General features: G+C 69.2%; 24 protein-coding genes and 1 riboswitch. Of the genes, 3 read left to right on the top strand and 21 right to left on the bottom strand.

From position 1 onward, the window contains the following. Positions 1-357 precede the first annotated feature (357 nt). Positions 358-1,734 (top strand): CoA transferase, encoded by a 1,377-nt coding sequence (locus tag GLO27_RS02855; RefSeq protein ID WP_167253486.1) that lies wholly within the window; start codon positions 358-360, stop codon positions 1,732-1,734. Here GLO27_RS02855 and GLO27_RS02850 read toward each other — a convergent pair. From GLO27_RS02850 to GLO27_RS02840, 3 genes are read right to left on the bottom strand one after another with little or no spacing between them, the layout of a single operon-like run. After that, positions 1,719-2,510, bottom strand: a complete 792-nt coding sequence (locus GLO27_RS02850; RefSeq protein ID WP_167253484.1) for a DUF4184 family protein — start codon at positions 2,508-2,510, stop codon at positions 1,719-1,721. The two genes, GLO27_RS02855 and GLO27_RS02850, sit on opposite strands and share 16 nt — an antisense overlap. 44 nt (positions 2,511-2,554) lie before the next feature. Beyond that, positions 2,555-3,856, bottom strand: a complete 1,302-nt coding sequence (tyrS, locus tag GLO27_RS02845; protein ID WP_021199745.1) for a tyrosine--tRNA ligase — start codon at positions 3,854-3,856, stop codon at positions 2,555-2,557. 39 nt (positions 3,857-3,895) lie between these two features. Beyond that, a complete protein-coding gene (locus GLO27_RS02840) occupies positions 3,896-4,849 on the bottom strand; it encodes an aldo/keto reductase (RefSeq protein WP_167253482.1) in 954 nt (317 codons plus the stop codon). A gap of 53 nt (positions 4,850-4,902) precedes the next feature. Between GLO27_RS02840 and GLO27_RS02835 the strand changes: the two genes are divergently transcribed. Continuing rightward, positions 4,903-5,259, top strand: coding sequence for a MerR family transcriptional regulator (locus tag GLO27_RS02835; protein WP_021199747.1), 357 nt, complete (start codon positions 4,903-4,905; stop codon positions 5,257-5,259). A gap of 11 nt (positions 5,260-5,270) precedes the next feature. Here GLO27_RS02835 and GLO27_RS02830 read toward each other — a convergent pair whose 3' ends face one another. Then, on the bottom strand, positions 5,271-6,116 hold the full coding sequence (locus tag GLO27_RS02830; RefSeq protein ID WP_167253480.1) for a hypothetical protein: 846 nt from the start codon (positions 6,114-6,116) through the stop codon (positions 5,271-5,273). Continuing rightward, the gene (locus tag GLO27_RS02825) at positions 6,113-6,757 is read right to left on the bottom strand and encodes a SatD family protein (protein ID WP_167253478.1); all 645 of its coding nucleotides are present in this window, start codon (positions 6,755-6,757) and stop codon (positions 6,113-6,115) included. The genes GLO27_RS02830 and GLO27_RS02825 overlap by 4 nt, the downstream gene beginning before the upstream one ends. 60 nt (positions 6,758-6,817) lie before the next feature. Here GLO27_RS02825 and GLO27_RS02820 point away from each other — a divergent pair, with 60 nt between their 5' ends. Next, positions 6,818-7,414 carry a DUF1349 domain-containing protein gene (locus GLO27_RS02820; RefSeq protein WP_029260622.1) on the top strand — a complete coding sequence of 199 codons (597 nt, stop codon included), beginning with the start codon at positions 6,818-6,820 and terminating at the stop codon, positions 7,412-7,414. 31 nt (positions 7,415-7,445) lie between these two features. Here the strand turns inward: GLO27_RS02820 and argH are convergent, their stop codons facing one another. The 16 genes from argH to GLO27_RS02740 all read right to left on the bottom strand — a co-directional run bounded on the left by argH (position 7,446) and on the right by GLO27_RS02740 (position 26,229). Then, entirely contained in the window at positions 7,446-8,876 is a 1,431-nt protein-coding gene (gene argH / locus GLO27_RS02815) for an argininosuccinate lyase (RefSeq protein ID WP_136025182.1), read from the bottom strand. Then, the gene (argF, locus tag GLO27_RS02810) at positions 8,876-9,805 is read right to left on the bottom strand and encodes an ornithine carbamoyltransferase (protein ID WP_021199752.1); all 930 of its coding nucleotides are present in this window, start codon (positions 9,803-9,805) and stop codon (positions 8,876-8,878) included. Before argF ends, argH begins: the two co-directional genes overlap by 1 nt. After that, entirely contained in the window at positions 9,802-11,007 is a 1,206-nt protein-coding gene (locus GLO27_RS02805) for an acetylornithine transaminase (protein WP_167253476.1), read from the bottom strand. Before GLO27_RS02805 ends, argF begins: the two co-directional genes overlap by 4 nt. Next, positions 11,004-11,921, bottom strand: a complete 918-nt coding sequence (gene argB / locus GLO27_RS02800) for an acetylglutamate kinase (protein ID WP_021199754.1) — start codon at positions 11,919-11,921, stop codon at positions 11,004-11,006. The genes GLO27_RS02805 and argB overlap by 4 nt, the downstream gene beginning before the upstream one ends. Continuing rightward, positions 11,918-13,075 carry a bifunctional glutamate N-acetyltransferase/amino-acid acetyltransferase ArgJ gene (gene argJ / locus GLO27_RS02795; RefSeq protein WP_167253474.1) on the bottom strand — a complete coding sequence of 386 codons (1,158 nt, stop codon included), beginning with the start codon at positions 13,073-13,075 and terminating at the stop codon, positions 11,918-11,920. The genes argB and argJ overlap by 4 nt, the downstream gene beginning before the upstream one ends. Then, the gene (argC, locus tag GLO27_RS02790) at positions 13,072-14,124 is read right to left on the bottom strand and encodes an N-acetyl-gamma-glutamyl-phosphate reductase (RefSeq protein WP_021199756.1); all 1,053 of its coding nucleotides are present in this window, start codon (positions 14,122-14,124) and stop codon (positions 13,072-13,074) included. The genes argJ and argC overlap by 4 nt, the downstream gene beginning before the upstream one ends. A gap of 240 nt (positions 14,125-14,364) precedes the next feature. After that, complete coding sequence (locus GLO27_RS02785; protein WP_167253472.1) at positions 14,365-16,515, bottom strand: bifunctional hydroxymethylpyrimidine kinase/phosphomethylpyrimidine kinase; 2,151 nt, start codon at positions 16,513-16,515, stop codon at positions 14,365-14,367. Then, positions 16,512-17,360, bottom strand: a complete 849-nt coding sequence (gene thiM / locus GLO27_RS02780) for a hydroxyethylthiazole kinase (RefSeq protein ID WP_167253470.1) — start codon at positions 17,358-17,360, stop codon at positions 16,512-16,514. The genes GLO27_RS02785 and thiM overlap by 4 nt, the downstream gene beginning before the upstream one ends. Continuing rightward, positions 17,351-17,445: riboswitch (TPP riboswitch) on the bottom strand. Its footprint overlaps the gene before it by 10 nt. A 6-nt stretch (positions 17,446-17,451) precedes the next feature. After that, entirely contained in the window at positions 17,452-18,414 is a 963-nt protein-coding gene (locus GLO27_RS02775; RefSeq protein ID WP_167253468.1) for an NAD-dependent epimerase/dehydratase family protein, read from the bottom strand. Positions 18,415-18,474: 60 nt separating this feature from the next. Further along, a complete protein-coding gene (locus GLO27_RS02770) occupies positions 18,475-19,203 on the bottom strand; it encodes a DUF402 domain-containing protein (RefSeq protein ID WP_021199760.1) in 729 nt (242 codons plus the stop codon). 85 nt (positions 19,204-19,288) lie between these two features. Further along, positions 19,289-21,799: a phenylalanine--tRNA ligase subunit beta gene (gene pheT, locus GLO27_RS02765; RefSeq protein WP_167253466.1), complete on the bottom strand. Its 2,511-nt coding sequence runs from the start codon at positions 21,797-21,799 to the stop codon at positions 19,289-19,291. Beyond that, complete coding sequence (gene pheS / locus GLO27_RS02760) at positions 21,799-22,839, bottom strand: phenylalanine--tRNA ligase subunit alpha (RefSeq protein WP_021199762.1); 1,041 nt, start codon at positions 22,837-22,839, stop codon at positions 21,799-21,801. The genes pheT and pheS overlap by 1 nt, the downstream gene beginning before the upstream one ends. A 42-nt stretch (positions 22,840-22,881) precedes the next feature. Continuing rightward, a complete protein-coding gene (locus GLO27_RS02755; protein WP_021199763.1) occupies positions 22,882-23,784 on the bottom strand; it encodes an amino acid ABC transporter permease in 903 nt (300 codons plus the stop codon). Further along, complete coding sequence (locus GLO27_RS02750) at positions 23,781-24,428, bottom strand: amino acid ABC transporter permease (RefSeq protein WP_021199764.1); 648 nt, start codon at positions 24,426-24,428, stop codon at positions 23,781-23,783. The genes GLO27_RS02755 and GLO27_RS02750 overlap by 4 nt, the downstream gene beginning before the upstream one ends. 81 nt (positions 24,429-24,509) lie before the next feature. Next, positions 24,510-25,427 carry a glutamate ABC transporter substrate-binding protein gene (locus GLO27_RS02745; protein WP_167253464.1) on the bottom strand — a complete coding sequence of 306 codons (918 nt, stop codon included), beginning with the start codon at positions 25,425-25,427 and terminating at the stop codon, positions 24,510-24,512. Positions 25,428-25,482: 55 nt separating this feature from the next. Continuing rightward, entirely contained in the window at positions 25,483-26,229 is a 747-nt protein-coding gene (locus GLO27_RS02740) for an amino acid ABC transporter ATP-binding protein (protein ID WP_029260612.1), read from the bottom strand. Positions 26,230-26,365: the final 136 nt, after the last annotated feature.

Raw genomic sequence — 26,365 nt, 5'->3', positions numbered from 1 at the left:
AGGGCAACTTCTCTATCTTACCCACTCTCTCTTGCTTGTCAAATCGGCGCGCCGCGCGGATCGAAGATCCGCAGCGCAGCTGATGACAGCCGCAGAAGAGGTGGAGTCCCTATCCTAGACGCAAGCGCCTGATCTCTCAAGTGAGAGTGGATCGGGAGTGGTTCTCCGCTTGAGGGGGGTGAAGCTCTTGGCTCCTCCGCGTCCCTGTGGGGCGAACAAGTAATAAGTTACGTGGATCTCGGGGTTCTGGCAAATCGGGCCCCACCGCCCGGGCGTGTCGCTGGCGCCCTCTCCCATGTTTCTGCCGGATCAGGAATGGTTTCCGCCCTCTCTGGGCCTCAGGAGTACGATCACGCCATGCCTGCGTCTGCGGATTTCCGCCCCGTCGCTCCCCCGCACGATGAAGCCTCGGGGCATGGTGACGCGGGCGCCGCGCTGCTCGATCGCGTGCGGCGTGAACTCGGGATCGACCGTGGCTCGACGGTGCTCCCGCCTCCCCCGACTGTCCCGCTTCCCTCCCGACTGGCCACCGGCGCGCTGGCGTGGGCGAGCGTCAGCGCGGCGGTGCTCGCGGCTGGCTGTTCCCCCGTCTCGCTGGATCCGGCCCGCGTCGCCATCGCCTACCGGAGCGACCGCGTGCTCACGATCGATGGCGACGCTCCCCCGGTCTGGTCCCCGTACTCCGGGTTCTGGGAGACCACCGACGGATGGGTCCGTACGCACGGGAACTACCCGCATCACGCTGCCGCGCTGCGTGCGGGCCTCCACCTGCGAGAAGACGCCGATCCGGCTGCCGTTCGTGTTGCACTCGCGGAGCGGAGGACAGCGAGTGCCGTCTCCGACATCACATCCGCCGGCGGTCTGGCTGTTCCTGTCGCCGTCGAGAGGCCCGCCGTCGATCGGGCACTGCGCGAACGACCACTCCTCGAGGTCAGCCGGGTGGATGAGGAATCCGTCTCGCACCCCCGTCGATCGGAGCTCGCGGCAACGTCACCGGGTTCCCTCCCCCTGAGCGGCATGCGCGTGCTCGATCTGACGCGCGTCATCGCGGGGCCGGTCTGCACGCGGACCCTCGCTCTTCTCGGCGCCGACGTCTTGCGCATCGATCCCCCGCACCTGCCGGAACCGGCGTGGCAGCATCTCGATACCGGCCACGGCAAACGATCCGTCATACTCGACGCACGCGGTGCCCGACTCCAGGAGTTGCTGGCCGAAGCCGATGCCGTGGTGCTCGGCTACCGACCGGCCGCTCTCGACAGACTCGGGCTGCATCCGGAGCTGCTCGCGCGCCGACACCCTGGGCTCATCGTCGCGCAACTCAGCGCCTGGGGCACGGAGAGTCCGGACCTCGCCGGCTTCGACAGCCTCGTGCAGGCCGAATCCGGCATCTCGCGCATCGAGTCCGCGGAAGGCGGGCGTCCAGGAGCACTCCCGGCGCAGGCCCTCGATCACAGCGCCGGGTATCTTCTCGCCGCCGCGGTGACCACGCTGCTCAGGCGGCGGTCACGGGAGGGAGGGTCACGGATCGTGCGCACGTCACTGCGTCGCGTCGCCGCGGAGCTGCTCGGGATGCCGCGCCGAGGAGACCCCGCAGCCGAGGTCGATTTCGACGTTCGGCCGCACCTCGCGCGATTCGATGTCGACGGGAGCGCCCTCGTGACGGCGCGACCCGCCCTGCCGGGTTTCGAGTTCCGGGCCCCGCATCCCTGGGGATCGGATCAGCCCGTCTGGTGACGGCCGCGCACCGACAGCGCGACGCAGAGAACGAACGTGATCGCGCCCCACAGCGCACATGCCGGAGGAAGAACCCGGTACGCGAGGTGCTGGACGGTGAACTCCGCGTCGAGCGGACCGAAGACGACGAGTCCACCGACCCAGGCGGCGAGCAGGATCACGGGAAGCGACACCCACCATGACACACGCAGCCAGGTGGGTACCGACTGCGTGACTGTGCGACGCGGAGCCTGCCGACGCAGCCACAGGAGCGCCCAGACACCGATGATGGCGAGGCCGACCAGGCTCGACCCGTGCTGAAGCCACTTGAATCCGGGGACCGGACCCCACATCTCATCGAGCCCGGGAATCAGACCGACGCCCCATCGTCCCTCGTGCGTGAAGAGGTCCCACACGATGTGCGAGAGCACCCCGATCACGAGCGACGCGGCGAGCAGGAACGGATACGCGCGCTTCTGACCGATGCCGACCGCCGCTCCTGCTGCCGTGGCCCCGCGATCGGTCCAGTCCTCGGGCAGCCGCCGCGCCACCCACAGCGGACCGAGTTCGGGAACCGCCGGACGCAAGACGACCCGCCAGATCAGGAACAGTGCGAACGCGAGCAGCGCGGTCCACACGACGTTGCCGAACGTATGCGTGAACGAGTAGTTCAGTCCGACACCCCGCACGAACAGTGGCAGGTCAGGCGCCATCGCGCCGATCGCGATCGCCGCCGGCACCAGCGGCGTGCGAACGAACGGCAGCGCGACCAAAGCGTGACTGGCGGTGAACGGCATCCGACCCTGCTACCCGAAGACCTCTGCTGCCGACAGCCGGGGACTCAGTCGAGGAAGACGCCGGCGAGGGTCTTCTTGCCGCGGCGGAGCACGGAGACTCCTCCGGGAAGGGTGCCCTGGACCGCGGCTGTCTCGTCTTCGACCCGTTCGCCGTCGAGAGTGACGCCACCCTGCGTGATCGCACGCCTGGCCTCGGACAGGCTCGCCACCAGACCGGTCGACACCAAGACCTCGACCACCGGTGCACCGAGAGCGACCGTCGCGTTCGGAAGCTCCTCCAGAGCGGTGCGCAGCGTGCCGGCATCGAGCGCGGTCAGATCACCCTGCCCGAACAGTGCCTCGGACGCGGCGATCACGGCCGCAGTCGCCTCGACACCATGCACCGTCGCGACGACCTCGAGGGCGAGCCGCTTCTGCGCAGCCCGACGGAACGGCTCGGTCGCCACGAGTTCGGCATACTCCTCGATCTCGGCTCTGCCGAGGAAGGTGAACACCTTCAGGCGATCGATCACGTCGGCGTCGGTCGTGCTCAGCCAGAACTGGTACATCCGGTACGGGCTGCACATGTCGGCATCGAGCCAGATGGCATTGCCCTCGCTCTTGCCGAACTTGGTGCCGTCGCTGTTCGTGATGAGCGGCGTGCCGATGGCATGCACCGACGCTCCCTCGGCACGACGGATGAGGTCGGTACCACTGGTGAGATTGCCCCACTGATCCGAGCCGCCGGTCTGCAGCACGCAGTCGTACTGCCGGTACAGCTCGAGGAAGTCCATGCCCTGCAGGATCTGGTAGCTGAACTCGGTGTAGCTGATGCCCTCGTCGGAGTTCAGGCGCGCGGCGACCGCATCCTTCTTGAGCATCGTGCCGACACGGAAGTACTTGCCGATCTCGCGCAGGAAGTCGATCGCGCTCAGCGGGGCCGTCCAGTCGAGGTTGTTCACGATGCGGGCGGCGTTGTCGCCCTCGAAGCTGAGGTAGCGCTCGACCTGCGTGCGCAGGCGACCGACCCAGTCCTCGACCGTCTCCCGAGTGTTCAGCGTGCGCTCGGCCGTGGGGCGCGGATCTCCGATGAGTCCGGTCGAGCCGCCGACGAGGCCGAGGGGCTTGTGGCCGGCGAGCTGGATGCGGCGCAGCGTCAACAGCTGCACGAGGTTGCCCAGGTGCAGGCTGGGAGCCGTCGGATCGAACCCGCAGTAATACGTGATGGGGTCTCCCGCGAGCAGGGCGCGCAGCGCCTCCTGGTCGGTGGACACATGGACCAGACCACGCCACACGAGTTCGTCCCACACGTTCTCGAACGTGGGGTCGATCGCCTGGGGTGCGGTCGTCAGAGCGGGAGTTGACACGCGCTCCAGGCTATCAGCGCAGCGCACCGGCGAAACGACTCACACCGGCCCGTCGAGAAGAGTGATCTCGTCCGCAGACAGAGTGATCGACGCGGCATCCATCGCGACGTCGAGCTGATCGACCCTGCTGCCGCCGAGGATCGGGCGGATGCCGCGGGCCAGCCGCCAGGCCAGCACGATCTGCCCCCGTCCGAGCCCTCGCGCCGCCGCGACCTCACCCAGCACCGCGAGCCGACCTGCGGTTCCGGGATGGTCGTACACCGGGGGCACGGGCTTCGCGGGATTGTCATAGGCACCCGAGAGCAGGGGCGTGTACGCCCAGATCTCGAGCCCGTTCGCCAGGGCGAAGTCGCGCTGCTCATCGCTCAACACACCGAAAGGATGGGCGACCCCGGGGGGAAGCGTTCCCGGTCGCGTGCGCAGGTACGTGCTGTTCAACTGGAACGCGTCGATGGGAACGCTGCCGATGGACCTGGCGTGCGCACGGGCGCGCTCGATGCGCCAGGCCGGGTGGTTCGAGGCACCGACGCGGCTCACGGTGCCATCTGCGGTGAGCGCCGCGAGAGCGTCCACGGTCTCCTCGATCGCGACGGCCCGATCCTCCTGGTGCAGCCACAGCAGGTCGATCCTGTCGACGCCCAGACGCGCGAGGCTCCCGTCGACAGCAGCGCGGATGGCTCGCGGGGAGAGCCCTGTCCGATGTTGGGGCCAGGACCCGGGCCACAGGGGTTCGGCACCGACCTTCGTCGAGATGCGGACCTGTGCTCGCGCCTGCGGCCGCGCCGCGAGCCAGCGTCCGAGAACCTCCTCGGAGGCTCCCCCCTGCCCCGTGTCGCTCACCCAGAAGCTGTAGCAGTCGGCGGTGTCGATCCAGATGCCGCCGCGCTCGACGAAGCGGTCGAGCAGCGCGAATGAGGTCTCCTCGTCGACGAGCGTGCCGAAGGACATCGCTCCGAGGACGAGCGGGGATGCAGAGGCGTTCCGGTTGGTCATGACCTCACTGTGCAACCTGGAGTGCGCTCCAGGTCAAGTCCTATGCTCGGGTCATGACCACGTACACCCCGGCGGAGGCTGCGGCACGCTCCGGATTCAGCATCGACACGCTCCGGTACTACGAGCGCGAGGGCATCCTGCCCGCCGTGTCCCGCACTGCGGGCGGACATCGGGCGTACACCGACACCGAGCTCGGACTTCTGGAGTTCCTCAAGTGCCTTCGCGAGACGGGCATGCCCGTGGAACGCCTGCGTCGCTACGGCCGGCTCTGCCAACGCGAGGACACCGTCCCCGAGCGGATAGCGCTCCTCGAGGAGCACGCCGCGACGGTCGAGAAGCAACTCGCCGACGTTCTCGCGCAGCAGCGGCGTCTGGCGGAGAAGCTGGACTGGTACCGGTCGAGAGGCTGAACTGCCTGCCGTCAGCTGTGCGCGGCCCACCACACGAGGAACGCGGCGCCGAGGGCGATCACCCAGCTCACCAGGCTGCCGACGAGGAAGTACTCCGCGCGGGCCCCGGTCTCGCCGTCGCGCGAGATCTCCGGGAATCGGACGATGCCCTTCGCCGCGAGCATCGCGGCCAGGATCGGATAGGCCGCAGCGAGAGTGAGGATCAGGACGAGGATGCGCTCCAGCGGTCCGATCAGTCGTCCGCCCTTGAATCCGCTGCGCGGATCTCGGGGCGCTGCCACCGGGAGCGTCGCCGACATCGCGACAGCATCCTCCGTGGCGTCGTCGGAGACACCATCGACCGTCTCGGAGGCCACCGGGGTCTCGGCGGCCGCGACAGTCTCCCTCGACGCGCTCGCTGCCGGGTCTGCCGGGTCCGCCGGGAGCCAGGTGTGCTCCCCGTCGAGCGCCGCACGCACCACGAGATTCGAAGACTCGAGGAGGAAGACCCCGGCTCCCAGCGCCAGCAGCGCGAGGTCGAAGGGCACCTCACCGAACGGCGATCGGAGGTGCCAGATCGCGCCGATCAGACCGGCGTCAGCACGGGCACCGAGCCCGACGACGGCGCCGACGCTCACGACCGCGAGCAGCACGGCGGGCCAGAACCCCAGCGGGGCGGGGCGCCCGGTGGGCATGCACCACACCCAGAGGGCACCGACGACGATCGCGAGCACCATGGGAAGGAGCGCGTCGCTGACGCTGCCGAGCAGGAGCAGGATGACGGCGACGGAGAGATACCCGATCCAACGGCGCGGTGCGAACTGACGCACCAGGTCGGCGGCGCCGACCGCCAGCAGGATGAATCCGGCGACGATCATGCGCGCTCGCCTCGGAGCGCGGCGACGCCCTCGATGAGTGCGGCCGTACCCGCTGTGCGCAGCGACTTCGAGACGCTGGGCTGTGTGATCCCCTCGTCGGTCGCGAGCTCCTGCTGCGATCGACCGAGCAGACGACCGTAGGTGAGCCGTCGTTCCCGCTCGCTCATCGCGCCGACCACCTCGTCGCGGACGAGGAGATAGGCGTTCGATGCGGCGATCGTGCTCTCCATGACCTCATCCTGCCCCGGGGCTCCGACAATCCAGGATCTCGTGCGCGGCACGGCGCGACCCTCACGGGCGTGCACGGTCTCGATCGCCGCGCGGGCCGCATACCACCCCGGTCCGTCGGCGAGCTCGCGATGGACCGACTCGACAGGACGCACCTCCCCCACACCGATGCCGAAGCGGAAGGCGATGCCGTCGGGCAATCGCAGCTGGATCATCAGCAGCGACACCATCGCGTCGCTCAGATCGCGGTAGACACCCTGCTGCTCGTCTCCTACGGTGGGCGTGAGCGGCTGCGTCGCCAGCGGGAGGTCGACCTCCACCGCGGCTATGGTGTCGTCGAGGACGCGTTGCGCGGCGGTGCGATCGTCGAGTCGGCGAGACCCCACGATGTCGGCGAGTACCGCGATGACCATGGCATAACCATAACACGAATAATGCTCGACTTATGCGCTTATCGGCTATATCTTGAGAACATGCCTGAATCGCACATGATCCCCTGGTCTCAGGGAACCTGGACCAACGCCCCCGCCTCCCCGTCCACCCTCCCCGACGGTTCGGCTCCGCTCGACATCACCGCCGTGGAAGGCAGCGATGCCTGGCGGCACACCGCCTACGGTTTCGTGCACGATAACGAGCACGCTCTCCTCGCCCCGCTCGCGGTGGGCGAGGCCATGGAGGTCGCTTTCCGGGCCCCGTGGGACGGGCAGTTCGACCAGGCGGGCGTATTCGTGCGCATCGACGACGAGCACTGGGTCAAGACCGGCCTGGAATACGCCGATGATCACCTCGGGCTCGGCGCCGTGGTCACCGCGGGAGGCTCCGACTGGTCGGTCGGCCACGTCGACGAATGGTTCGAGAGCGAGATCACGGTGCGTGTCAGCCGCTGGGCGGACTCCGTGATCGTGCGTGCCCGCGCCGACGACGGACCATGGCGACTGGTGCGGGTCGCGCCGTTCGACGGGCAGTCCGCAGCTGCAGCCGGCCCCTTCCTCGCGGCGCCCACCCGGGCCGGACTCACCGTCCGCTTCACCCGCTGGGAGCGGTCGGCGGCCGACGCCGAGCTGCACTGAACCGCCGCGGACCGGCCGCCGACGCCTTCGGCTAGAGGCCGAGGGCGTGGGCGGCGGCCTGCGCGCGCGAGACCAGCTCGGCACGCTGCTCCGCGACCCGCACAGGGGCGGTCCCCCCGGCGCCGGTGCGCGATGCGACCGAACCCTCGATCGTCAGGACTTCGCGCACCTCGGGCACGAGATGCGGCGACACCGACAGCAGCAGCTCGTCGGAGGCATCCTCCAGCCCGATCCCCTGCTCCTCGCACGCACGCACGAGCGCACCCGAGATCTCATGGGCATCACGGAAGGGCACCCGGCGCTTCACCAGCCATTCCGCGACATCCGTCGCGAGAGAGAAGCCCTGCGGAGCCAGAGCTGCCATCCGTTCGGTGTCGAAACGCAGCGTCGCGATCATGCCCGCGAAGGCGGGGAGCACCACCTCGAGGGTCTGAACCGAGTCGAACACGGGCTCCTTGTCCTCCTGCAGATCGCGGTTGTACGCGAGCGGAAGGCCCTTGAGCGTGGCCAGCAGACCGGAGAGGTTGCCGATGAGTCGACCCGACTTGCCGCGAGCGAGCTCGGCGATGTCGGGATTCTTCTTCTGCGGCATGATGCTCGAACCCGTGGAGTAGCCATCGTCGAGCGTGACGAAACCGAACTCGCGGGTGTTCCAGAGGATGATCTCCTCGGAGAGGCGCGAGATGTCGACACCGGTCATCGCCGTGATGAACGCGAACTCCGCCACGACGTCGCGGGCCGCGGTGCCGTCGAGGGAGTTCTCGGCCGGGCGGTCCAGACCCAGCTCCGTCGCCACGAGCGTCGGATCGAGACCGAGCGTGGAACCGGCCAGCGCTCCCCCGCCGTACGGTGAGACGCCGGCACGACGCCGCCAGTCCACGAGGCGTTCGAGTTCGCGCACCAGCGGCCAACCGTGGGCCTGCAGGTGATGGGCGAGCAGCACCGGCTGCGCATGCTGCAGGTGCGTGCGTCCGGGCAGGATCGCGGCGGGATGCGCTTCGGCCTGGGCCACCAGCGCGTCGATCACCCGCAGGATGTCACGGGCGATCACCCGCGCATGATCGATCAGGTACATGCGCACGAGGGTGGCGATCTGGTCGTTGCGGCTGCGACCGGCGCGCAGGCGCCCGCCCAGCTCCGGCCCGAGCTCGGCGATCAACGCCTGCTCGAGCGCACCGTGCACGTCCTCGTCGGTCGGCACCGGTCGCAGCGTGCCGTCGGCGACCTTGCGCGCCACGGCATCCAGCCCCTCGTGCATCCGTCGTGCCTCGTCGGGTTCGAGGTATCCGGCAGCTTCGAGCGCCGTGGCATGTGCATGCGAGCCGGCGATGTCGTACGGCGCGAGGATCCAGTCGAAGTGCGTGGAACGGCTCAGCTCGACCAGTTCCGGCGACGGGCCCGTGGCGAAGCGGGCGCCCCAGAGCGCGCCCTCGTTGGTGCCTTCGTGTGTCGGTTCGCTCATCACGCGTCCTTCTTGCCGAGGAGCCAGACCAGGAGGGCCTTCTGCGCGTGCAGACGGTTCTCCGCCTCATCCCAGACCACGCTCTGCGGCCCGTCGATCACGCTGGAGTCGACCTCATAGCCGCGATCGGCAGGGAGGCAGTGGATGAAGATCGCCTCGGGGTCGGCGAGCGTCATCGTCTCGGGGGTGACCTTGTAGCCGCCGAGATCGCGGATGCGTGCGAGCTTCTCCTCCTCCTTGCCCATCGAGACCCATGTATCGGTCACCACGACGTCGGCACCGGCGGCAGCCTCGACCGGGTCGGTGTAGAGCGTGATCGAGCCACCGGTCTCGGCAGCGCGGCGATCGGCGGCCTCGATGACATCCGCGCGGGGCGCATAGTCCTCCGGCGACGCGATGCGCACGTGCATGCCCGCCGTCACACCGGCGAGCGCGTACGAGTGCGCCATGTTGCTCTGTCCGTCGCCGAGGAACGTGAGCGTGAGCCCCTTCAGATCTCCCTTGTGCTCGCGGATCGTCAGCAGATCGGCGAGCAGCTGGCACGGGTGGAAGTCGTCGGAGAGCGCGTTGATGACGGGCACCCTCGTGCCTTCGGCCATCTCTTCGAGCCCGGACTGCGCATAGGTGCGCCACACGATGGCCGCGACCTGGCGCTCGAGGACGCGCGCGGTGTCGGACGGCGTCTCTTTGCCGCCGAGCTGGCTGCTCGCGGTCGAGATGATCAGCGGCGAGCCGCCGAGGTCGGCGATGCCCACCGCGAACGAGACACGGGTGCGCGTGGAGGACTTGTCGAAGATGACCGCGACCGTCTGAGGACCGGCCAGGCTCTTGTCGGCCCAGCGGTCCTTCTTCAGCTCGATGGCGAGGTCGAGGATCTCCGCCTGCTCGGCGGGGGTCAGGTCATCGTCACGCAGCAGGTGGCGGGTCATGCGGATACCTTTCCGGCTACAGAGGCCTGGACGTCGGCGAGAGCGGCCGTGAACAGCTCACGGAACTCGGCGAGTTCGGCGTCGCCGATGGTGAGAGCGGGCGCGATGCGCACCGTCTCGGGGTTGGCGGCGTTGACGATGAGCCCGCGCTCCTGTGCGGCCGCGACGACGGCACCGGCCACCGGAGCGGTGAGCGCGACGCCCACGAGCAGACCACGTCCGCGCACGCCCTCGACCAGCGGGGAGTCGATCCCGAGGAGGATCTCGCGAAGCTCCGCGCCGCGACGGGCCGCGTTCTCCACCAGGCCGGCGCTCTCGATCTCGGTGAGCACGGCGTCGGCGACAGCAGTCGCCAGGGGATTGCCCCCGAACGTCGAGCCGTGCGACCCCGGGGTGAACAGTGCGCTCGCGCTGCCGTAAGTGACCAGCGCGCCGATCGGGAAACCGCCGCCGATCCCCTTCGCGAGCGTGATCGCATCGGGAATGATGCCCTCGTGGCTGAACCCGAACCACTCACCGGTGCGGCCGGCTCCGGTCTGGATCTCGTCGACGATCAGGAGCGCGCCGTGCGCGAGGGTCAGCGAGCGGGCGGCGGCGAGGTACCCCTCCGGCAGCTCGACCACTCCGGCCTCGCCCTGGATCGGCTCGACGATGATCGCGGCGACGCGGTCGTCCATCGCCGCTTCCAATGCCTCGATCGTGGCGGGGATGTGCTCGACGCCCGCGGGCATCGGCTCGAACGGCGCGCGCATCGATGCCTTCGCGGTGAGAGCGAGCGAGCCCATGGTGCGTCCGTGGAAGCCGTTCTCGAGCGCGAGGATGCGCGGCCGCTCGGTGCCCCCGTGCAGCCGGGCGAGCTTGAAAGCGGCCTCGTTGGCCTCGGCGCCCGAGTTCGAGAAGAACACCCGCCCGTCGATACCGGCACCCGCGAGACGCTTGATGCGTGCGGCGAGTGCGAGCTGGGGCGGGGTGGCGAAGTAGTTCGACACGTGCGCGAGTGTGGCCGCCTGCGTCGAGACGGCCTCGACGAAGGCCGGGTGCGCGTGCCCGAGGGAGGTCACCGCGATGCCGGCGAGGAAGTCGAGGTGGCGTCGACCGTCGGCATCCCACAGGTACGAGCCCTCACCGCGGACCAGCAGCGCGAGCCGCTCCCCCGCATTGAGCACGAGATCGCGTGCCGCGTCGTCCTGCCAGACGGTCATCCCGTCACCTCCGACTTTCCCAGGACCACTTCGGTCCCGATTCCCTTGCTGGTGAACAGTTCGACGAGCACCGAATGCGGCACCCGTCCGTCGATGATCGCGGCCGCGTCCACGCCGCCTTCGACCGCGTCGAGGCAGGCGCGCATCTTGGGGATCATCCCCGACTCGAGCTTCGGCAGCATCTCGATGAGGGCCTCCGAGGTCAGGTGCGAGACGAGGGAGTCGCGGTTCGGCCAGTCGGCGTAGAGCCCCGGCACATCCGTGAGGATCACGAGTTTGCGCGCATGCAAGGACACGGCGAGAGCCGCGGCGGCGGCATCGGCGTTGACGTTGAGCGACTGGCCGGGATGATCGAGATCAGGCGCGATGCTCGACACCACCGGGATGCGCCCGGCGGCGAGATGGTCGAGCACGGGAGTCGGATCGACTTCGACGACATCGCCGACGCGACCGAGGTCGACCTCTTCGCCGTCGATCACGACACCGCGACGGCGCCCGCCGAAGAGTCCGGCGTCCTCCCCGCTGAGGCCGGTCGCGATCGGCCCGTGCGAGTTGATCTTGGACACCAGCTGCGGATTGACCTGACCGGTGAGCACCATGCGCACGACGCTGATCGCCTCGGTGTTGGTGACCCGGTAGCCGCCCTTGAACTCGCTGGGGATCTCGAGCCGCTGCAGCATGTTCGAGATCTGCGGGCCGCCGCCGTGCACGACGACCGGCAGCACGCCGACGTAACGGAGGTAGGCGATGTCCTGCGCGAAGGCGTCCTGCAGCTCCTCCGACACCATCGCGTTCCCGCCGTACTTGATGACGACGATCTGGTCGCGGAACTTCTTCAGCCACGGCAGCGACTCGATGAGGGTCGTGGCCTTCTGTGCGGCGACTTCGGCCGGGGTGTCCTGGATGTCGGTCATGAGGCGTAGGCGCTGTTCTCGTGCACGTAGTCGTGGGTGAGGTCGTTCGTGAGCACGGTCGCCGTCGACTCGCCGACCTTGAGGTCGATCACGAGGTGCGTGGCGCGCGGCATGAGGTCGACCTCTTCACGGGGACGGTCGGGGCCGCCCGCCGTGCAGACGCGGACGCCGTTCATCCAGACGTCGACGTCGTAGGGATCGAACTGCGCGTTCGTGGTGCCGATCGCGGCGAGCACACGGCCCCAGTTCGGGTCGTTGCCGAAGATGGCGGCCTTGAAGAGGTTGTTGCGGGCGACCGACCGGCCGACCTCGACGGCGTCCTGCTCGGAGACCGCGTGCTGCACCTCGATCGTGATGTCGTGACTCGCGCCCTCGGCATCGCCCTGCAGCTTGACCGCGAGCTCTTGGCACAGCTCGATCAGCGCGGCGGCGAAGTCGTCGAGATCGGGCACGACCTCGGAGGCGCCGTTGGCGAGGAGGGTGACCTGATCGTTCGTCGACATGCAGCCGTCGGAGTCGAGCCGGTCGAAGGTCCGCCCGGTCGCACGGCGCAGCACGTCATCGGCCTGGAGCGGCTCGAGGACGGCGTCGGTCGTGATCACGACCAGCATCGTGGCGAGGCCCGGCGCGAGCATTCCTGCTCCCTTCGCCATCCCACCGATCGTCCAGCCGTCGCGGCTGACCACGGCGGTCTTCGCGACGGTGTCGGTGGTCATGATGGCGTGCGCCGCGCTCTCTCCGCCATCAGCGCTGAGCTCGGCGATCGCCTGCTCCGTGCCGGCGAGCACACGCGCACGGAACGTCTCGTCTCCTGTGCCGATGAGACCGGTGGAGCAGATCAGCACGTCGCCGGCGCTGACACCGAGGAGCTCGGCCGCCTTCTCAGCCGTCTGATGCGTCGTCTGGAATCCGAAAGCGCCGGTGAAGCAGTTCGCCCCGCCGGAGTTGAGCACGACGGCCTCGACCACCCGGTCGGCGACGGCCTGCTGCGACCAGATGATCGGGTTGGCCTTGGCGCGGTTGCTCGTGAAGACGGCGGCGCCGACCTTGCGCGGTCCGCGGTTGACGACGACGGCGACATCGGGCTTGCCGGTGGACTTGAGTCCTGCGGCCACACCGGCCGCCTCGAAACCTGCGGGGGCGGTGACGCTCACGGCGCGACTCCGTTCACTGAGAGGGCGCGGGCCTCGGGAAGCCCCAGCGCGATGTTCATGGATTGGATGGCAGCGCCGGCGGTGCCCTTGACGAGGTTGTCGACCGCGGTGACCACGGTCACCCGGTTCGCGGCGCGATCGATCGCGAGCCCGATCAGCGCGGTGTTGGCGCCGAGCACGTCGGCCGTGCGCGGGAAGCGTCCCTCCGGCAGCAGCTGCACGAAGGTCTCGTCGCCGTAGGCGCTCTGCCAGGCGTCGCGGATCTGCGCATCGGTCACGCCGTCGGCGATCCGTGCGGTCGACGTGGCGAGGATTCCGCGCGACATGGGCACCAGCACCGGAGTGAAGGAGATACGGATGCCGTCGGCGTCGATACCCGATGCCGCGGCGAGCGCCTGACGGATCTCCGGTATGTGCCGGTGGGATCCCCCGACCGCATACGGGTTCGCGGTGCCGAGGATCTCGCTGCCGAGAAGGTTCGTCTTGAGGCTCTTCCCGGCACCGGACGGACCGACCGCCAGCACCGAGACGATGTCCGCGGGGTCGATCACGCCGGCGGCGACGCCCGGCGCGAGGCTGAGACTCACGGTCGAGGCGTTGCAGCCGGGAGCCGCGATGCGAGTCGCGCCGCGGAGGTGCTCTCTTTGCTTGACCCCGTCGATCAGGAGCTCGGGGACGCCGTATGTCCAGGGCTCGTGGAACGCCCCGCCGTAGAACGCCTCCCACGCGGACGCCGACGTGAGCCGATGGTCGGCTCCGGCATCGATCACGAGCGGAGCCGCACCGAGCGCATCGGTGTACTGCCCCGACTGCCCGTGCGGGAGTGCGAGGAACACGATGTCGTGGCCGGAGAGGATCTCGGGCGTCGTGTCCTGCAGGGTGAGGTGTGCCAGAGAACGCAGATGCGGCTGGTGGTCGACGAGAGGCTGCCCGGCGTTCGAGTGCGCCGTGACGGTGCGGATCTCCATGTCGGGATGATCGGCCAGGAGACGGAGGATCTCGCCGCCTGCGTAGCCGGATGCGCCGGAGACGGCGACGGAATACGTCATGCTTCTACCTTAACGGTCGGGTCCTTCCTCGAAGGGAGGACCGGGGACGGGGCCGGAGGCGGCGACACCGGCTCTCGACCGCTGCGCGTGCGCAGGCAGGAGGGCGGGGTCGCCTACAGTCGGCGGCCGCGGCGTCGGCGCACAGCGATGACGCTCGGAGCGAGCGTCGGAGAAGCGGTGGCGGCCGAAGGCATGTCGCGACAGTAGCGCGGCCCCGGCGGCCACCGCAAATCCACCCCGTCATCTGAGCGGCTGCAGCCCCATCGGCGCGGCGAAGAAGGCGAGCTCGTGTGCGCTCGATACCGCGAACACCCGGCGCATGCGCGCACGGGTCGGGGCATCGGCCTGCGCCGCAGCCCCGGAAGCGTAGGCGATCGCCTTCTCCGTCGCCGCCTCGAATGCCGGATCCGCGTACGTCGTGAGCCAGGACGCGTAGGGATGCTGCGGATCCCGCGCGTACTCCCCGAACTCTCCGGCATGCAGGCGTCGGCCGAGGTCGGTGTAGAGCCAGAAGCAGGGAAGGACGGCCGCGACGATCTCGCCGTAGTCGCCGCCGAACGCGACGGAGCGCAGGTGGTCGAGGTACGCGGTGGTCGCCGGCCCCGGCTCGGCGGCGAACGTCGCCGCGCTCACTCCCTGAGCCGGGGTCAGGTACGACGCGTGCAGCTCGAGTTCACCCACGATCGAGCCTTGCGCGGAATCGGCCCAGAAGGCCTGTTCCTCCGACGTCGGCGCGAGCCGGGCGGCTTCGGCGAGGACACGGGCGTACTCGCGCAGATACAGCGCGTCCTGCGCGAGATAGATCAGGAAGGGGCCGCGCTCCAGCGTCCCGTCGGCGAGCGCTCGGATGAACGGGAGTTCGTCGATCCCCGCGCGGATCTCCGCGATGTCCTGCCACCAGTCCGCGGCGATGTCGTCAGCCGCCGGTCGGGTCTGCGCCGCCGCACGCTCCCGGAGTCCGGCGAAATGGTCGATCGGCCCGTGACCCCGCCCCACGCTCAGCGCGTCCCCCGCGCGCAGGGATTCGCGGAGCCAGGCGCGCGCGGCGCTGACCGCATCGGCCGGCCGCTCCCCGCGCGCGAGGAGCGTCGCGAGCGCGGACGACAGCGAACAGCCGGTGCCGTGCGTGTTCCTGGTCGGGATCCGGGTGCCGGCGAACTCCTGGCGCGTCCCGCGATGCGTATCGACCAGCGCATCCGGAGCCGAATCGCCGTCGAGGTGTCCCCCCTTGACCAGGACAGCCGCCCCGACCGCGGCCGACAGCTGCTCCGCCGCGGAGAGCGCGTCCTCCCAGTCGAGGACGTCGCGGCCGGACAGCACTGCGAGCTCGGCGAGGTTCGGTGTCACCAGAGTCGCCCGCGCGAGGAGATCGTGCAGCGCTCGCTCGGCATCCGGATCCAGCAGCCGATCGCCGGAGGTCGCCACCATCACGGGGTCGAGCACGACGACCGGCGGACGAACGCGGTCGAGCCACGCACCCACCACGCGGATGACGTCGGAGTCGGCGAGCATCCCGATCTTCACGGCGTCGATCACGATGTCGTCCGACACCGCATCCAGCTGCGCGCGGAGGAAGTGCGCGGGGGGCACGTGCACGGCACGCACTCCCTGCGTGTTCTGCGCCGTCAGCGCAGTGAGGACCGCCATCCCGTATCCGCCGTTCGCGGCGATGGACTTGAGGTCGGCCTGGATGCCCGCGCCCCCGGACGGATCGCTGCCGGCGATGCTGAGCACCCTCGGCACGGCGCCGGCGAGCCAGCGCCGGCGGAACTCCGCTGCCGTGGCCTCGGGATCGTCGGCGGCGCACAGCACCGAGACGACGGCGAGGCCGGCCGCACCGGCGTCGCGGAGGGGTTCCGTGTCATCGATGCCGACGCCGCCGATCGCCACGCACGGCAGAGAGCTGGCAGCCACGAGATCACGGAAGCCGTCGACGCCGAGAGGAGCGGGGTGATCGGGTTTGGTGGCGGTCGGACGGATCACACCGACACCCAGATAGTCGACGGTGCCGGCGGGCAGAGCATCGACCGCGTCGAGATGCGCACGGGTGTTCGCGGTGAGGCCGACCAGCGCGTCGGGTCCGAGCGCCTCACGCGCACGCAGCACGGAGGCATCGCCCTGTCCCAGATGCACGCCGTCGACCCGAGCGCCCCGTTCCCGGGCAGCGACCACGGCGTCCAGCCGGTCGTTCACGACGAGCAGCGCCCGCCCGTCGATCACCCGCGACAACGCGATCAGCTGATCGACCGTCTCGGCGTCGGTCGCGTCCTTATCGCGCAATTGGACGATCCGCACCCCACCGTCGACCGCTCGGCGCACCGTCTCGACGACGCCCCTGTCCCCGCAGAGCGCCGCGTCCGTGACGAGGTAGAGCGAGAGATCGGCGTTCACCGGACACCGCCTTCGACGCGTGCATCGGCTCTGATGTCGTCGGGGCCCACCGCGGCGAGCGCATCCAGCAGGGCGACGGCGAAGCTGCCCGGCCCCGTGGATGTCGCCGCTGCCCGCTCGGCGGCGATCGTGTAGACGAGGCTCGCGGAAGCCACAGCGGTCAGCGCATCGTGATCCGTCGCCTCGGCCGCACCGAGGAAGGCCGCCATCACCGCGCCGAGCGCGCATCCTCCTCCGGTCACGCGGGTCAGCAGCTCGTGGCCGTTGGCGAGGCGCAGCATCCGCTCCCCGTCAGTGATGAGATCGATAGGCCCCGATACCGCGACCACCGCGCCCGTGGTCCGCGCGAGGGTTGCGGCGGCATCGGCTGCGGAGTCCGTGCTGTCGGTGGCATCCACCCCACGTCCGCCCGTGCTGAGCCCGGCGAGGGCGAGGATCTCGGAGGCGTTGCCGCGGATAGCGGTCGGTCGGTGCTGCGCGAGCCGGTGGGCGAGGGCGGTGCGCACCGGAAGCGCACCGATAGCTACCGGGTCGAGAACCCAAGGCGTACCGTTCGCCGCGGCTCCGGCGACCGCCTCCAGACTCGCCGCCCGCTGCTCGGGCGTGGGAGTCCCCAGGTTGATCAGCACCCCGGAGGCGACCCCGGCGAACATCCCCGCCTCGTCGACGATGTCGACCATCGCGGGTGCGGCGCCCAGTGCCAGCAGCACGTTGGCGGTGAATCCCGTCACGACCGCATTGGTGATGCAGTGCGTCAACGGCGGAGCCTCGCGCAGCACCTCCAGGAGGGTCGCGGCGGAACCGGCGAGGTCGTGGGTGGATTCAGGACGCAGAAGATCGCTCATCGCGACATCCCTTCGCTAGTACGAACTAGATCAGGTTCGACGGGTCTGTTCTCAGCCGCGGATCGCGGCACCCCGTGTCACTGCTCGCAGTCTAGCGATCGCTCAGCAGAGCCCTCTCCTCTGCCCGTGTGAGGCCGGCATGGCGCTCCCGGTCGACGCCTCGTGACCGTTCGTCGGCGACGACGCGCTCGATCGTGTCCGTGAGCGGACGAAGCCGCCCGCCGCTCGCGTGGAATGCGCGATTCGAGCGGGTCATGAAGCCACTCATTTCGGTCGGCAGCCACAGCGGCAGGGACCGCGGCCCCGCCCAGTACTCGACGTCGTGCGCACGGAGCCATCCCTCGTCCGCGACGAACACGGAGCCGGTGTGACCGGCCGCGAGGCGCACCGCACCCAGCACATCGGCGAGGGGGTGCTCATCGCCCACGCCGTTGACCACGCCGCTGCGTGTGGCCGTGACGATGTACGCCGCGAGATCGTCGACATCGATGACCTGCGCGCTGCTTCCCTCGAGCGGCGGCAGCAGCACGGGTTCCGAGCTCGCGCGCGCGAACGCCGCGGCCCAGTACCCGAACCGGTCGCTGGGGTCGCCGTCGCCCACGATGAGCCCAGGGCGCACGATGAAGCCGCGCTCCCCCAGGCGCAGGACAGCATCTTCGGCTGCTGCCTTCTGCGCACCGTAGTCGTACGCATCAGCCGGGCTCGCAGCCGGATGTCGCGGCGTCGACTCATCTGCTCCGACCGTCTCGTCATCGGAGTACACCGACACGGACGATACGTAGGTCCAGCGCCCCGCCCGATCGCCGAGCGCATCGACCGCCCTCTCGACCCGCACCGCGTGGGACGAGACGTCCACGACGTGATCCCAGTCCCGCCGCGAGAGATCGGCATAGACGTCGGCATCCTCACGATCGCCGCGCACGAGCACGGCACCCTCGGGGGCCGGACGAGAACCGCGGCCGAGACACGTGACCGCGGCGCCTTCGTCGACCCACCTCCGGGCGATGCGCCCGGAGAGCCAGCCCGTACCGCCGAGGATCAGAACATCCGTCATGATTCCATGTCATCAGGTGGCGGATCTCTGCGGAACCTCTTCCGCCCACAGCAGATCCGTTCAGAGCAGATCGGTGGGCGTGCTCAGACGATCCAGGCCCGCGAGCACCGGGATGCTCCACGCGGGATCGGGCTGCCAACGTGTCCACGCGGCGTCGAACGGCCAGCCACCGGATTCGAACGAGGCGATGGCCGCGTCCGCGTGCCGCTCGATCTGCGCCGCCTGCTCGGGGCTGAGACGCCCCTGCTGGATCGCGGCGACGAGCTCGTCCTCGTCTTTGAGGTGGATGCCGCCCTCCGGATCGATCTCGACGTCGAGGATGTGGTCGGACGAGTAGGTGTCGTGATCGGTCCGCAGATGTGCGTTCTCGAGGTTCACGTACCAGCCGGCGAAGGACCAGTCCGGGCCTGTGGTGTCGCTCCAGAACAACCAGACCGACCATGGCAGCCCGGCGGGGGCGATGCACAGCACGCCGTTCCCGCGCCAGGGCTCGACGATGCGCGTCCGCGGCTCGAGCCAGCGACGCGAGAGCGGTACTTCACGCACTCGCTGTCCGCCGAGAGCTCCCGGAGCCTCCTGCAGCGTTCCGGGCGCGAGCCATGCGACGAGCCCCCGTTCGTCGTCGCGCACCACCCGCATCGGAGCGATCCTGGAGGGCTCCCCCGGCTGCCATCCCGGCTTCCGATAGTGCCAGTCGATCTGCATGCCCGACTCGAGGAACGGTCCTTCTCCGAGCGGCCGCGCGTCATCCGGGACGGCGGCCGGAGTGCCCTGGGGGAGGATTCTCATCCCGCCACGGTACTCCGGCGCCGACCGGAATCGTCTGACCGACGACACGGTACGTCCCACGGCGCGGTGCGTCGCGCTCCCGTGCTCAGTCGCGCAGTGCGGCTCCGAAGCGCTGTGCGGCGACCTCGACACCGGCGAGCTTGGCCTCGGTGGCCTCGGCCGCCGTGAGCGTGCGATCGTCGGCACGGAAGCGCAGGGCGAACGTCAGGCTCTTCGAGCCGTCCGGCACGCCCTCCCCGCGATAGTCGTCGACGAGACGCACCGATTCCAGCAGCGCACCGGCACCCTCGGCGAGAGCCGCCTGCACATCCGCGGCCGGAACGTCTGCCGGCAGCGTGAGCGAGACGTCCTGCGTGGCAGCGGGGAACGTCGATAGCGAGGCCGCGACGACCCGACCACCGGCGAGCGACAGGATGCGGTCGAGGTCGACCTCGAACACGGTCGCGCGCCCCGGAAGGTCGGCGCCCTCCGCCACAGCGGGATGCAGCTCACCGACGTAGCCGACCTCTTCCCCGGCGACCCGGAGCGATCCGGTGCGTCCGGGGTGCAGGGCCGCACGCTCGGCCTGGACCACGTCGATGTCGACGCCGGCCGCCGCCGCGATGACGCGGACCGCGTCCAGTGCCTCGACGAGACCTGCGGCTTCGGCGGGACGACCGGGCTGACGCGGGGAGACAAGGCCGGTGAGCAGCGCGGAGATGAACCGGTGCTGCGGCGGGATCGACGCGTTCAGGGCGGCGAGCGTCTCATCGGACGGGCGCTCGCCCAGCGGCGGCACCTCGTCCGTGCCGTACTCCACGCCCGGCTCGGGCAGGAAGACCACGCCGGTCTCGAAGATCGCCAGGTCGGTGAGTCCGCGCGAGATGTTGCGGTGCGCGGTCTGCAGCAGACCGGGAATGAGCGAACGACGCAGATACGGCGCCTGCCCGTCGAGTGGATTCGCCAGGCGGATGCTCGGGAGGTGTTCACCCGATGCGGAGCCGTGGAGGTCGTTCTGCGCCTCAGTGGTGAACGGGAACGACGGCGTCTCGACGAGACCGGCAGCAGCCAGGGCATCGGCTACGCGTCGACGACCCTGCTGGTCGGCGGTGAGGCCGCGACCGGACGGGGGCGTCGGCAGCACCGAGGGGATGCGGTCGAGCCCGTGGATGCGGGCGACCTCCTCCGCGAGCGTCCACTTGTCGGTGAGGTCGGGCCGCCAGGTCGGCGGGATCACGCTCCAGCCGGAACCCGCATCCGACGCCGTGACATCGGCACCGATGGTGGTCAGCGCACCGGTGATCTCGTCGTCGGAGTAGTCGACGCCGATGAGCCCCTGCACGAATCCGGCGGGGAGCTCGATCTCGCCGACGAAGACCTCGGTGAACAGCGCGCCACCCTCCTCCGTGAGCGTGCCGCCGGCGAGCTCGACCATGAGGTCGGCAGCGCGGCGGGCGGCCACGAACGGGATCAGCGGGTCGACACCGCGTTCGAAGCGCTTGGACGCCTCACTGGGCAGCTTGTGTCGACGTGCCGAGCGGGCGATGGTCGTGGGGTCGAAGTTCGCCGCCTCGATCAGCACGTTCCGCGTGGTGTCGCTCATCTCGGTCGTGCCACCGCCCATGACGCCGGCAAGGCCGATCGGGCCGGACTCGTCGGTGATGAGGAGGTCTTCCGCGTGCAGAGCGCGCTCGACGCCGTCGAGCGTGGTCATCTTCTCGCCGGGAGTGGCGCGGCGCACCGTGATGCCGCCCGTGAGCTTGTCGAGGTCGTAGCCGTGCAGCGGCTGGCCGAGCTCGAGCATCACGTAGTTGGTGATGTCGATCAGCACGCCGAGCGAGCGCATGCCCGCAAGACTCAGCCGGGCGACCATCCACGGCGGCGTCGGACGTGAGGGGTCGACACCGCGGACGACGCGGGTCACGAACTCGCTCGCACCCACGTTCCCGCGCACGGGTGCGACGTCATCGACCACGGTCGTGTGCCCGGACCCGGGCTGGAGCTCGGCGAAGTCGCGCTCGGCCGGGTCGCGGAAGGTCGCACCGGTGGCATGCGCGTACTCACGGGCCACGCCGCGGAGCGAGAAGGCATATCCACGGTCGGGAGTGACGTTGATCTCCACCGCGACGTCATCGAGGCCGAGCAGAGCGATCGCGTCGGTGCCGACGGGCGCGTCGATGCCGAGATCGGACAGCACCACGATGCCGTTGTGCTCATCGCCCAGGCCGAGCTCGCGCGCCGACGCGATCATGCCGTCCGACACGTGACCGTAGGTCTTGCGGGCGGCGATCGGGAACGGACCGGGAAGCACGGCACCGGGCAGCGTCACGACGACCTTGTCACCGGCGACGAAGTTGTGCGCACCGCAGACGATCCCACGGATGCCGCCGTTCGCCTCGCCGACGTCGACCTGGCACCAGTTGATGGTCTTGCCGTTCGACTGCGGCTCGGCCTCGAGCGAGACGACCTGTCCGACGACCACGGGACCGGTGATGTCGAAGCGGTGCACATCCTCTTCTTCGAATCCGACGGTCACCAGTGCCGCGAGGACGTCCTCGGGCGTGGCATCCGCTGCCAGATCGACGTACTCACGCAACCACGAAAGCGGGACGCGCATCACACCACCATCCCGTACTGCTCGCTGAATCGGACATCGCCCTCGGCCATGTCGCGCATGTCCTGGACGTCGCTGCGGAACATCAGTCCCCGCTCGATGCCCATGCCGAACGCGAAGCCGCTGTACACCTCGGGGTCGATCCCGGCGGCGCGCAGCACGTTCGGGTTGACCATGCCGCAGCCGCCCCATTCGATCCAGCGCGCGCCGCCCTTGAAGGTCGGGTGCCACAGGTCGAGTTCGGCGGAGGGCTCGGTGAAGGGGAAGTAGTTGGTGCGGAAGCGCGTCTTGGCCTCGGGCCCGAAGAGCTGCTTCGCGAAGTGATCGAGTGTGCCCTTGAGGTGCGCCATCGTGATGCCCTTGTCGATCACGAGTCCCTCGAACTGGGTGAACACCGGCAGGTGCGTGGCGTCGAACTCGTCGGTGCGGTACACGCGGCCGGGGCACAGCACGTAGATCGGCACCTCGCGGTCGAGCATCGAACGCACCTGCACCGGGCTCGTGTGCGTGCGCATCACGAGATGGCGGGAGGTGGGGTCGACGTAGAACGTATCCTGCTCCTGACGGGCGGGGTGGTCGACATCGAAGTTCAGGGCGTCGAAGTTGAACCACTCGTGCTCGAGCTCCGGCCCCTCCGCGATCTCCCATCCCATGCCGACGAAGATGTCGCAGACCTGGTCCTGGAGCAGGGTGAGCGGGTGCCGGGCACCGACGCGGGTGCGCGACGGCACGGCGGTGATGTCGACCCGCTCGGCCTCGAGCCGCGCAGCGACCTCGGCCTCCGCCAGTTCGGCTTCCTTCGCCGCCAGCGCCTGCGTCACCCGCCCGCGTCCCTGACCCACGAGCTTGCCGAAAGCGGCCTTGTTCTCGGGGGCGACCTGTCGCATCGAGGCATTCAGGACCGCGAGCGGCGATCCGTCGGCGACGTGTGCGGCACGAGCCGCTTTCAGCTCGGCGGTGTCGGTGGCTGCGGCGATCGCCGCGAGGGCGTCGGCGACAGCGGCTTCGACCGCTTCCGGGGTGATTTCAGGAGACTCTGACACGAGAATCGAGTCTACCGGGGGCGCGTGGGTCGCTTTCGCGGATCAGCGCGACGCCTCGGACCCGTCGCCCTGCAGGACGATGAGCGAGGTGTTCGTCTCGCCCCCGTGCTGACGGGGATCCGGTACCGCTGGCCCGGCCTTCGGCGAGCGCTTGGCACGGCGCTGCAGGCGGTAGGCGATGTAGGAGAGCAGGAGGCACACGGCCACGTACATCGATCCGCCGACGATCGCCGCGGGGATCAGCGGGGACCCGTAAGGCGCCTGGTTGCCGATCTGGTTGATGACGTAGAGGAGCTCCTGGTACGTGATGATGAACCCGAGCGCGGTGTCCTTGAGCGCCACGACGAGCTGCGCGATGATCACCGGCATCATGGCCCGCACGGCTTGCGGGATCAGGATGAAGTACATCACCCCGGTCTTCCGGAGTCCGATCGCGTAGCCGGCTTCCTTCTGCCCGCGCGGCAGCGATTCGATGCCGGCACGCAGCACCTCGGCGAGCACGGAGCCGTTGTACACGATCAGAGCGATCACGACGGCCCAATACGGCGGCATCTTCACGCCGATCACGGGAAGGCCGTAGTACAGCAGCATCATCAGGATGAGCACGGGCACCGCTCGCAGCACCTCGATGATCCACCGGACGGGCTCACGCACCCAGGCGTGCTCCGACAGGCGGCCGATGCCGAGCAGGAAGCCGAGCGCGATGGACCCGACGCCGGCGACCGCGAAGGCGGCCAGCGTGGCCAGCAGCCCTTCGCCGAAGCGGACCCAGACGGCGGAGAACGTGAAGATGTTCCACTTCTCGGCGGAGAACTGTCCGGTGGCGAACAGCCTCCACACGACCCAGCCGAGCACGGCGAGGACGACGAGGACCGTGGCGGCCCCGATGAGCCGGTTGCGGGCGATGGCACGGGGGCCGGGGACGTCGAAAAGAACGGAACTCATCGCGCGATCCTCCACTTGTTCTCGAGAACGCGCTGCACCCAGGCGAGCAGCAGCACTAGGACCACGAAGACGACCATGACCCAGAGCAGCACGGCCAGAGCGTTCTCCCCCTGTTCGCTCAATGCCGCCCGGATGGTCCCCAGGTTGGCGACGGAGAAGCCCGCAGCCACCGTGGTGTTCTTCATGAGGGCGATGAGGACGCTCATCATGGGCGGGACGACGGAGCGCGTCGCCTGCGGCAGCACGACATAGCGCATGACCTGTCCGAAGTTCAGGCCGATCGCTCGCGCCGCCTCGGCCTGACCGACCGGCACGGTGTTGATGCCGGCTCGCAGCGCCTCGGCGACGTACGTCGCGGTGTAGATGCCGAGAGCGGCCACTGCCAGAGGCAGGGGGTTCACCCGCTCCCCCAGCAGGATCGGGAGGCAGAACGCGAAGAAGAACATGACGAGCGTCAGCGGGGTGTTGCGGATCCAGTTGACGTACACGCCGCCGACGGCGCGGGCGATCGGAACCGGAGACACACGCGCGGCTCCGACGATCAGCCCGAGGACCAGCGCGATGATGCCGCCACCCAGGAACAGCACGATGGTTCCCCACAGTGCCTCTCCCCAGAGGTCGAGGTGGTCGGTGATGACTCCCACTGCTGCTCCTGTCGATTCGGGTTCTCGGGTGGTTCGTGCCGATGAGCGGGGCGGTCGACCGGGTCGACCGCCCCGCCGGGATCAACCGATCGGGTCGACCTCGGGCTGGGTCGCCTTGACGCCGGACGCGCCGAGGTTGTTGTCGAAGATCTGCTGCCAGATCTTGCCGCCGTCGGTCAGCTGCGTGTTGAAGTACTCGGCCAGAGCGTCGTCGCCCTTGGCGAGTCTGATGCCGTAGCGCTCCTCGCTGAAGGGCTCTCCGACGACCTTCAGCTTGTCCGGGTCCTGGGCCGCGTAGCCGATGAGGATCGCCTCGTCGGTCGTGACGGCGTCGACCTGACCGTTCTTGAGGTCCTCGACGCACTTCGAGTACGTGTCGTACTCCTTGGTGGGCACGTCGGGGTAGTTCGTCTTGATGTTCTGGATCGGCGTCGAGCCGGTCGCCGAGCAGACGGTCGTCTCCGCGCTCAGGTCATCGACGCTCTTGATGTCGCTGTCGGCACCGACGAGGAGGCCCTGACCCGTGACGAAGTAGGGACCGGCGAAGGAGATCTGCTCCTTGCGCTTGTCGGTGATCGAGTACGTGCCGACGTAGTAGTCGATGTCGCCGTTCACGATGGCCTGCTCGCGGTTCGCGGAGGCGATCGCCTGGAACTCGATCTTCTCCGGGTCGACGCCGAGCGATGCCGCCATCCAGCGGGCGATGTCGACGTCGAATCCGGTGCGGTCGCCGGTCACCGGGTCGAGGTACCCCAGACCCGGCTGGTCCTCCTTGACGCCGACCTTGACCGTGCCTGCCGACTCGATCCGGTCGAACGTCGGGCTTCCCTCGATGCTGACGTCGGTCAGCACGGTCCACGGCGTGCTGCTGGACGTGTCGCCCTCGTCGCCGCCCTCCGGGGCTCCTGTGCTGGACGGCGTGCCGCTGTTGCAGGCCGTGAGCGCCAGCAGCGCGGCCGCTGCGATTCCGATACCTGCCAGTGTCCGTGTGCGTCGCATGTGCGTCTCCTTCGTGTGCTGTGTGTGCAGGGTCTGTGTGGTCGGTGCGGGGGCGTCAGTGCGTGAGGAGCTTCGAGAGGAAGTCCTTGGCGCGGTCGCTCTTCGGGTGCGTGAAGAACTCCTCGGGAGTCGCCTCCTCCACGATCCGTCCGTCGGCCATGAAGACGACGCGGTCGGCGGCCTTGCGGGCGAAGCCCATCTCATGGGTGACGACGATCATCGTCATGCCGTCCTGGGCCAGCTCGACCATGACGTCGAGGACCTCGTTGATCATCTCGGGGTCGAGGGCGCTGGTCGGCTCGTCGAACAGCATCACCTTGGGCTGCATCGCGAGGGCGCGGGCGATCGCCACGCGCTGCTGCTGCCCGCCGGACAGCTGGGCCGGGAGCTTCGATGCCTGCTGCGCCACGCCCACGCGTTCGAGCAGCACCATCGCCTCCTTCTCGGCATCCGCCTTCTTGAGGCCGCGGACCTTGATCGGGCCGAGGGTCACGTTCTCGAGGATCGTGAGGTGTGCGAAGAGATTGAAGGACTGGAAGACCATGCCGACGTCCGCACGCAGGTGGGCGAGTCCCTTCCCCTCCGCCGGCAGCTCCTTGCCGTCGATGCGGATGGTGCCGCTCGTGATCGTCTCGAGGCGGTTGATCGTGCGGCACAGGGTCGACTTGCCGGAGCCGGACGGGCCGATCACGACGACGACCTCTCCCGAGTTGACGGTCAGGTCGATGTCGGTGAGCGCCTGGAAGTCGCCGTAGTGCTTCTGGACGTTCTCGACCACGACAAGCGGGGTATCAGAGGTCATCATTTCTCCAAACTAGCCACGTCGGACGCGGGTCTCCAGGCACCTCGGTGAGATTTACACGTTCGTAATCACCTGATCGCGGCACCAATGCTGCTGTGCATGGGTACCCCGCGGCCCGCCCCCACGGGCCGCGGAA

The organism is Microbacterium sp. Be9, from assembly GCF_011754135.1.
GTDB lineage: Bacteria > Actinomycetota > Actinomycetes > Actinomycetales > Microbacteriaceae > Microbacterium > Microbacterium maritypicum_A.
The sequence above is the reverse complement of the archived record's forward strand: the minus strand, read 5'-3'. Positions and strand labels throughout refer to the sequence as shown.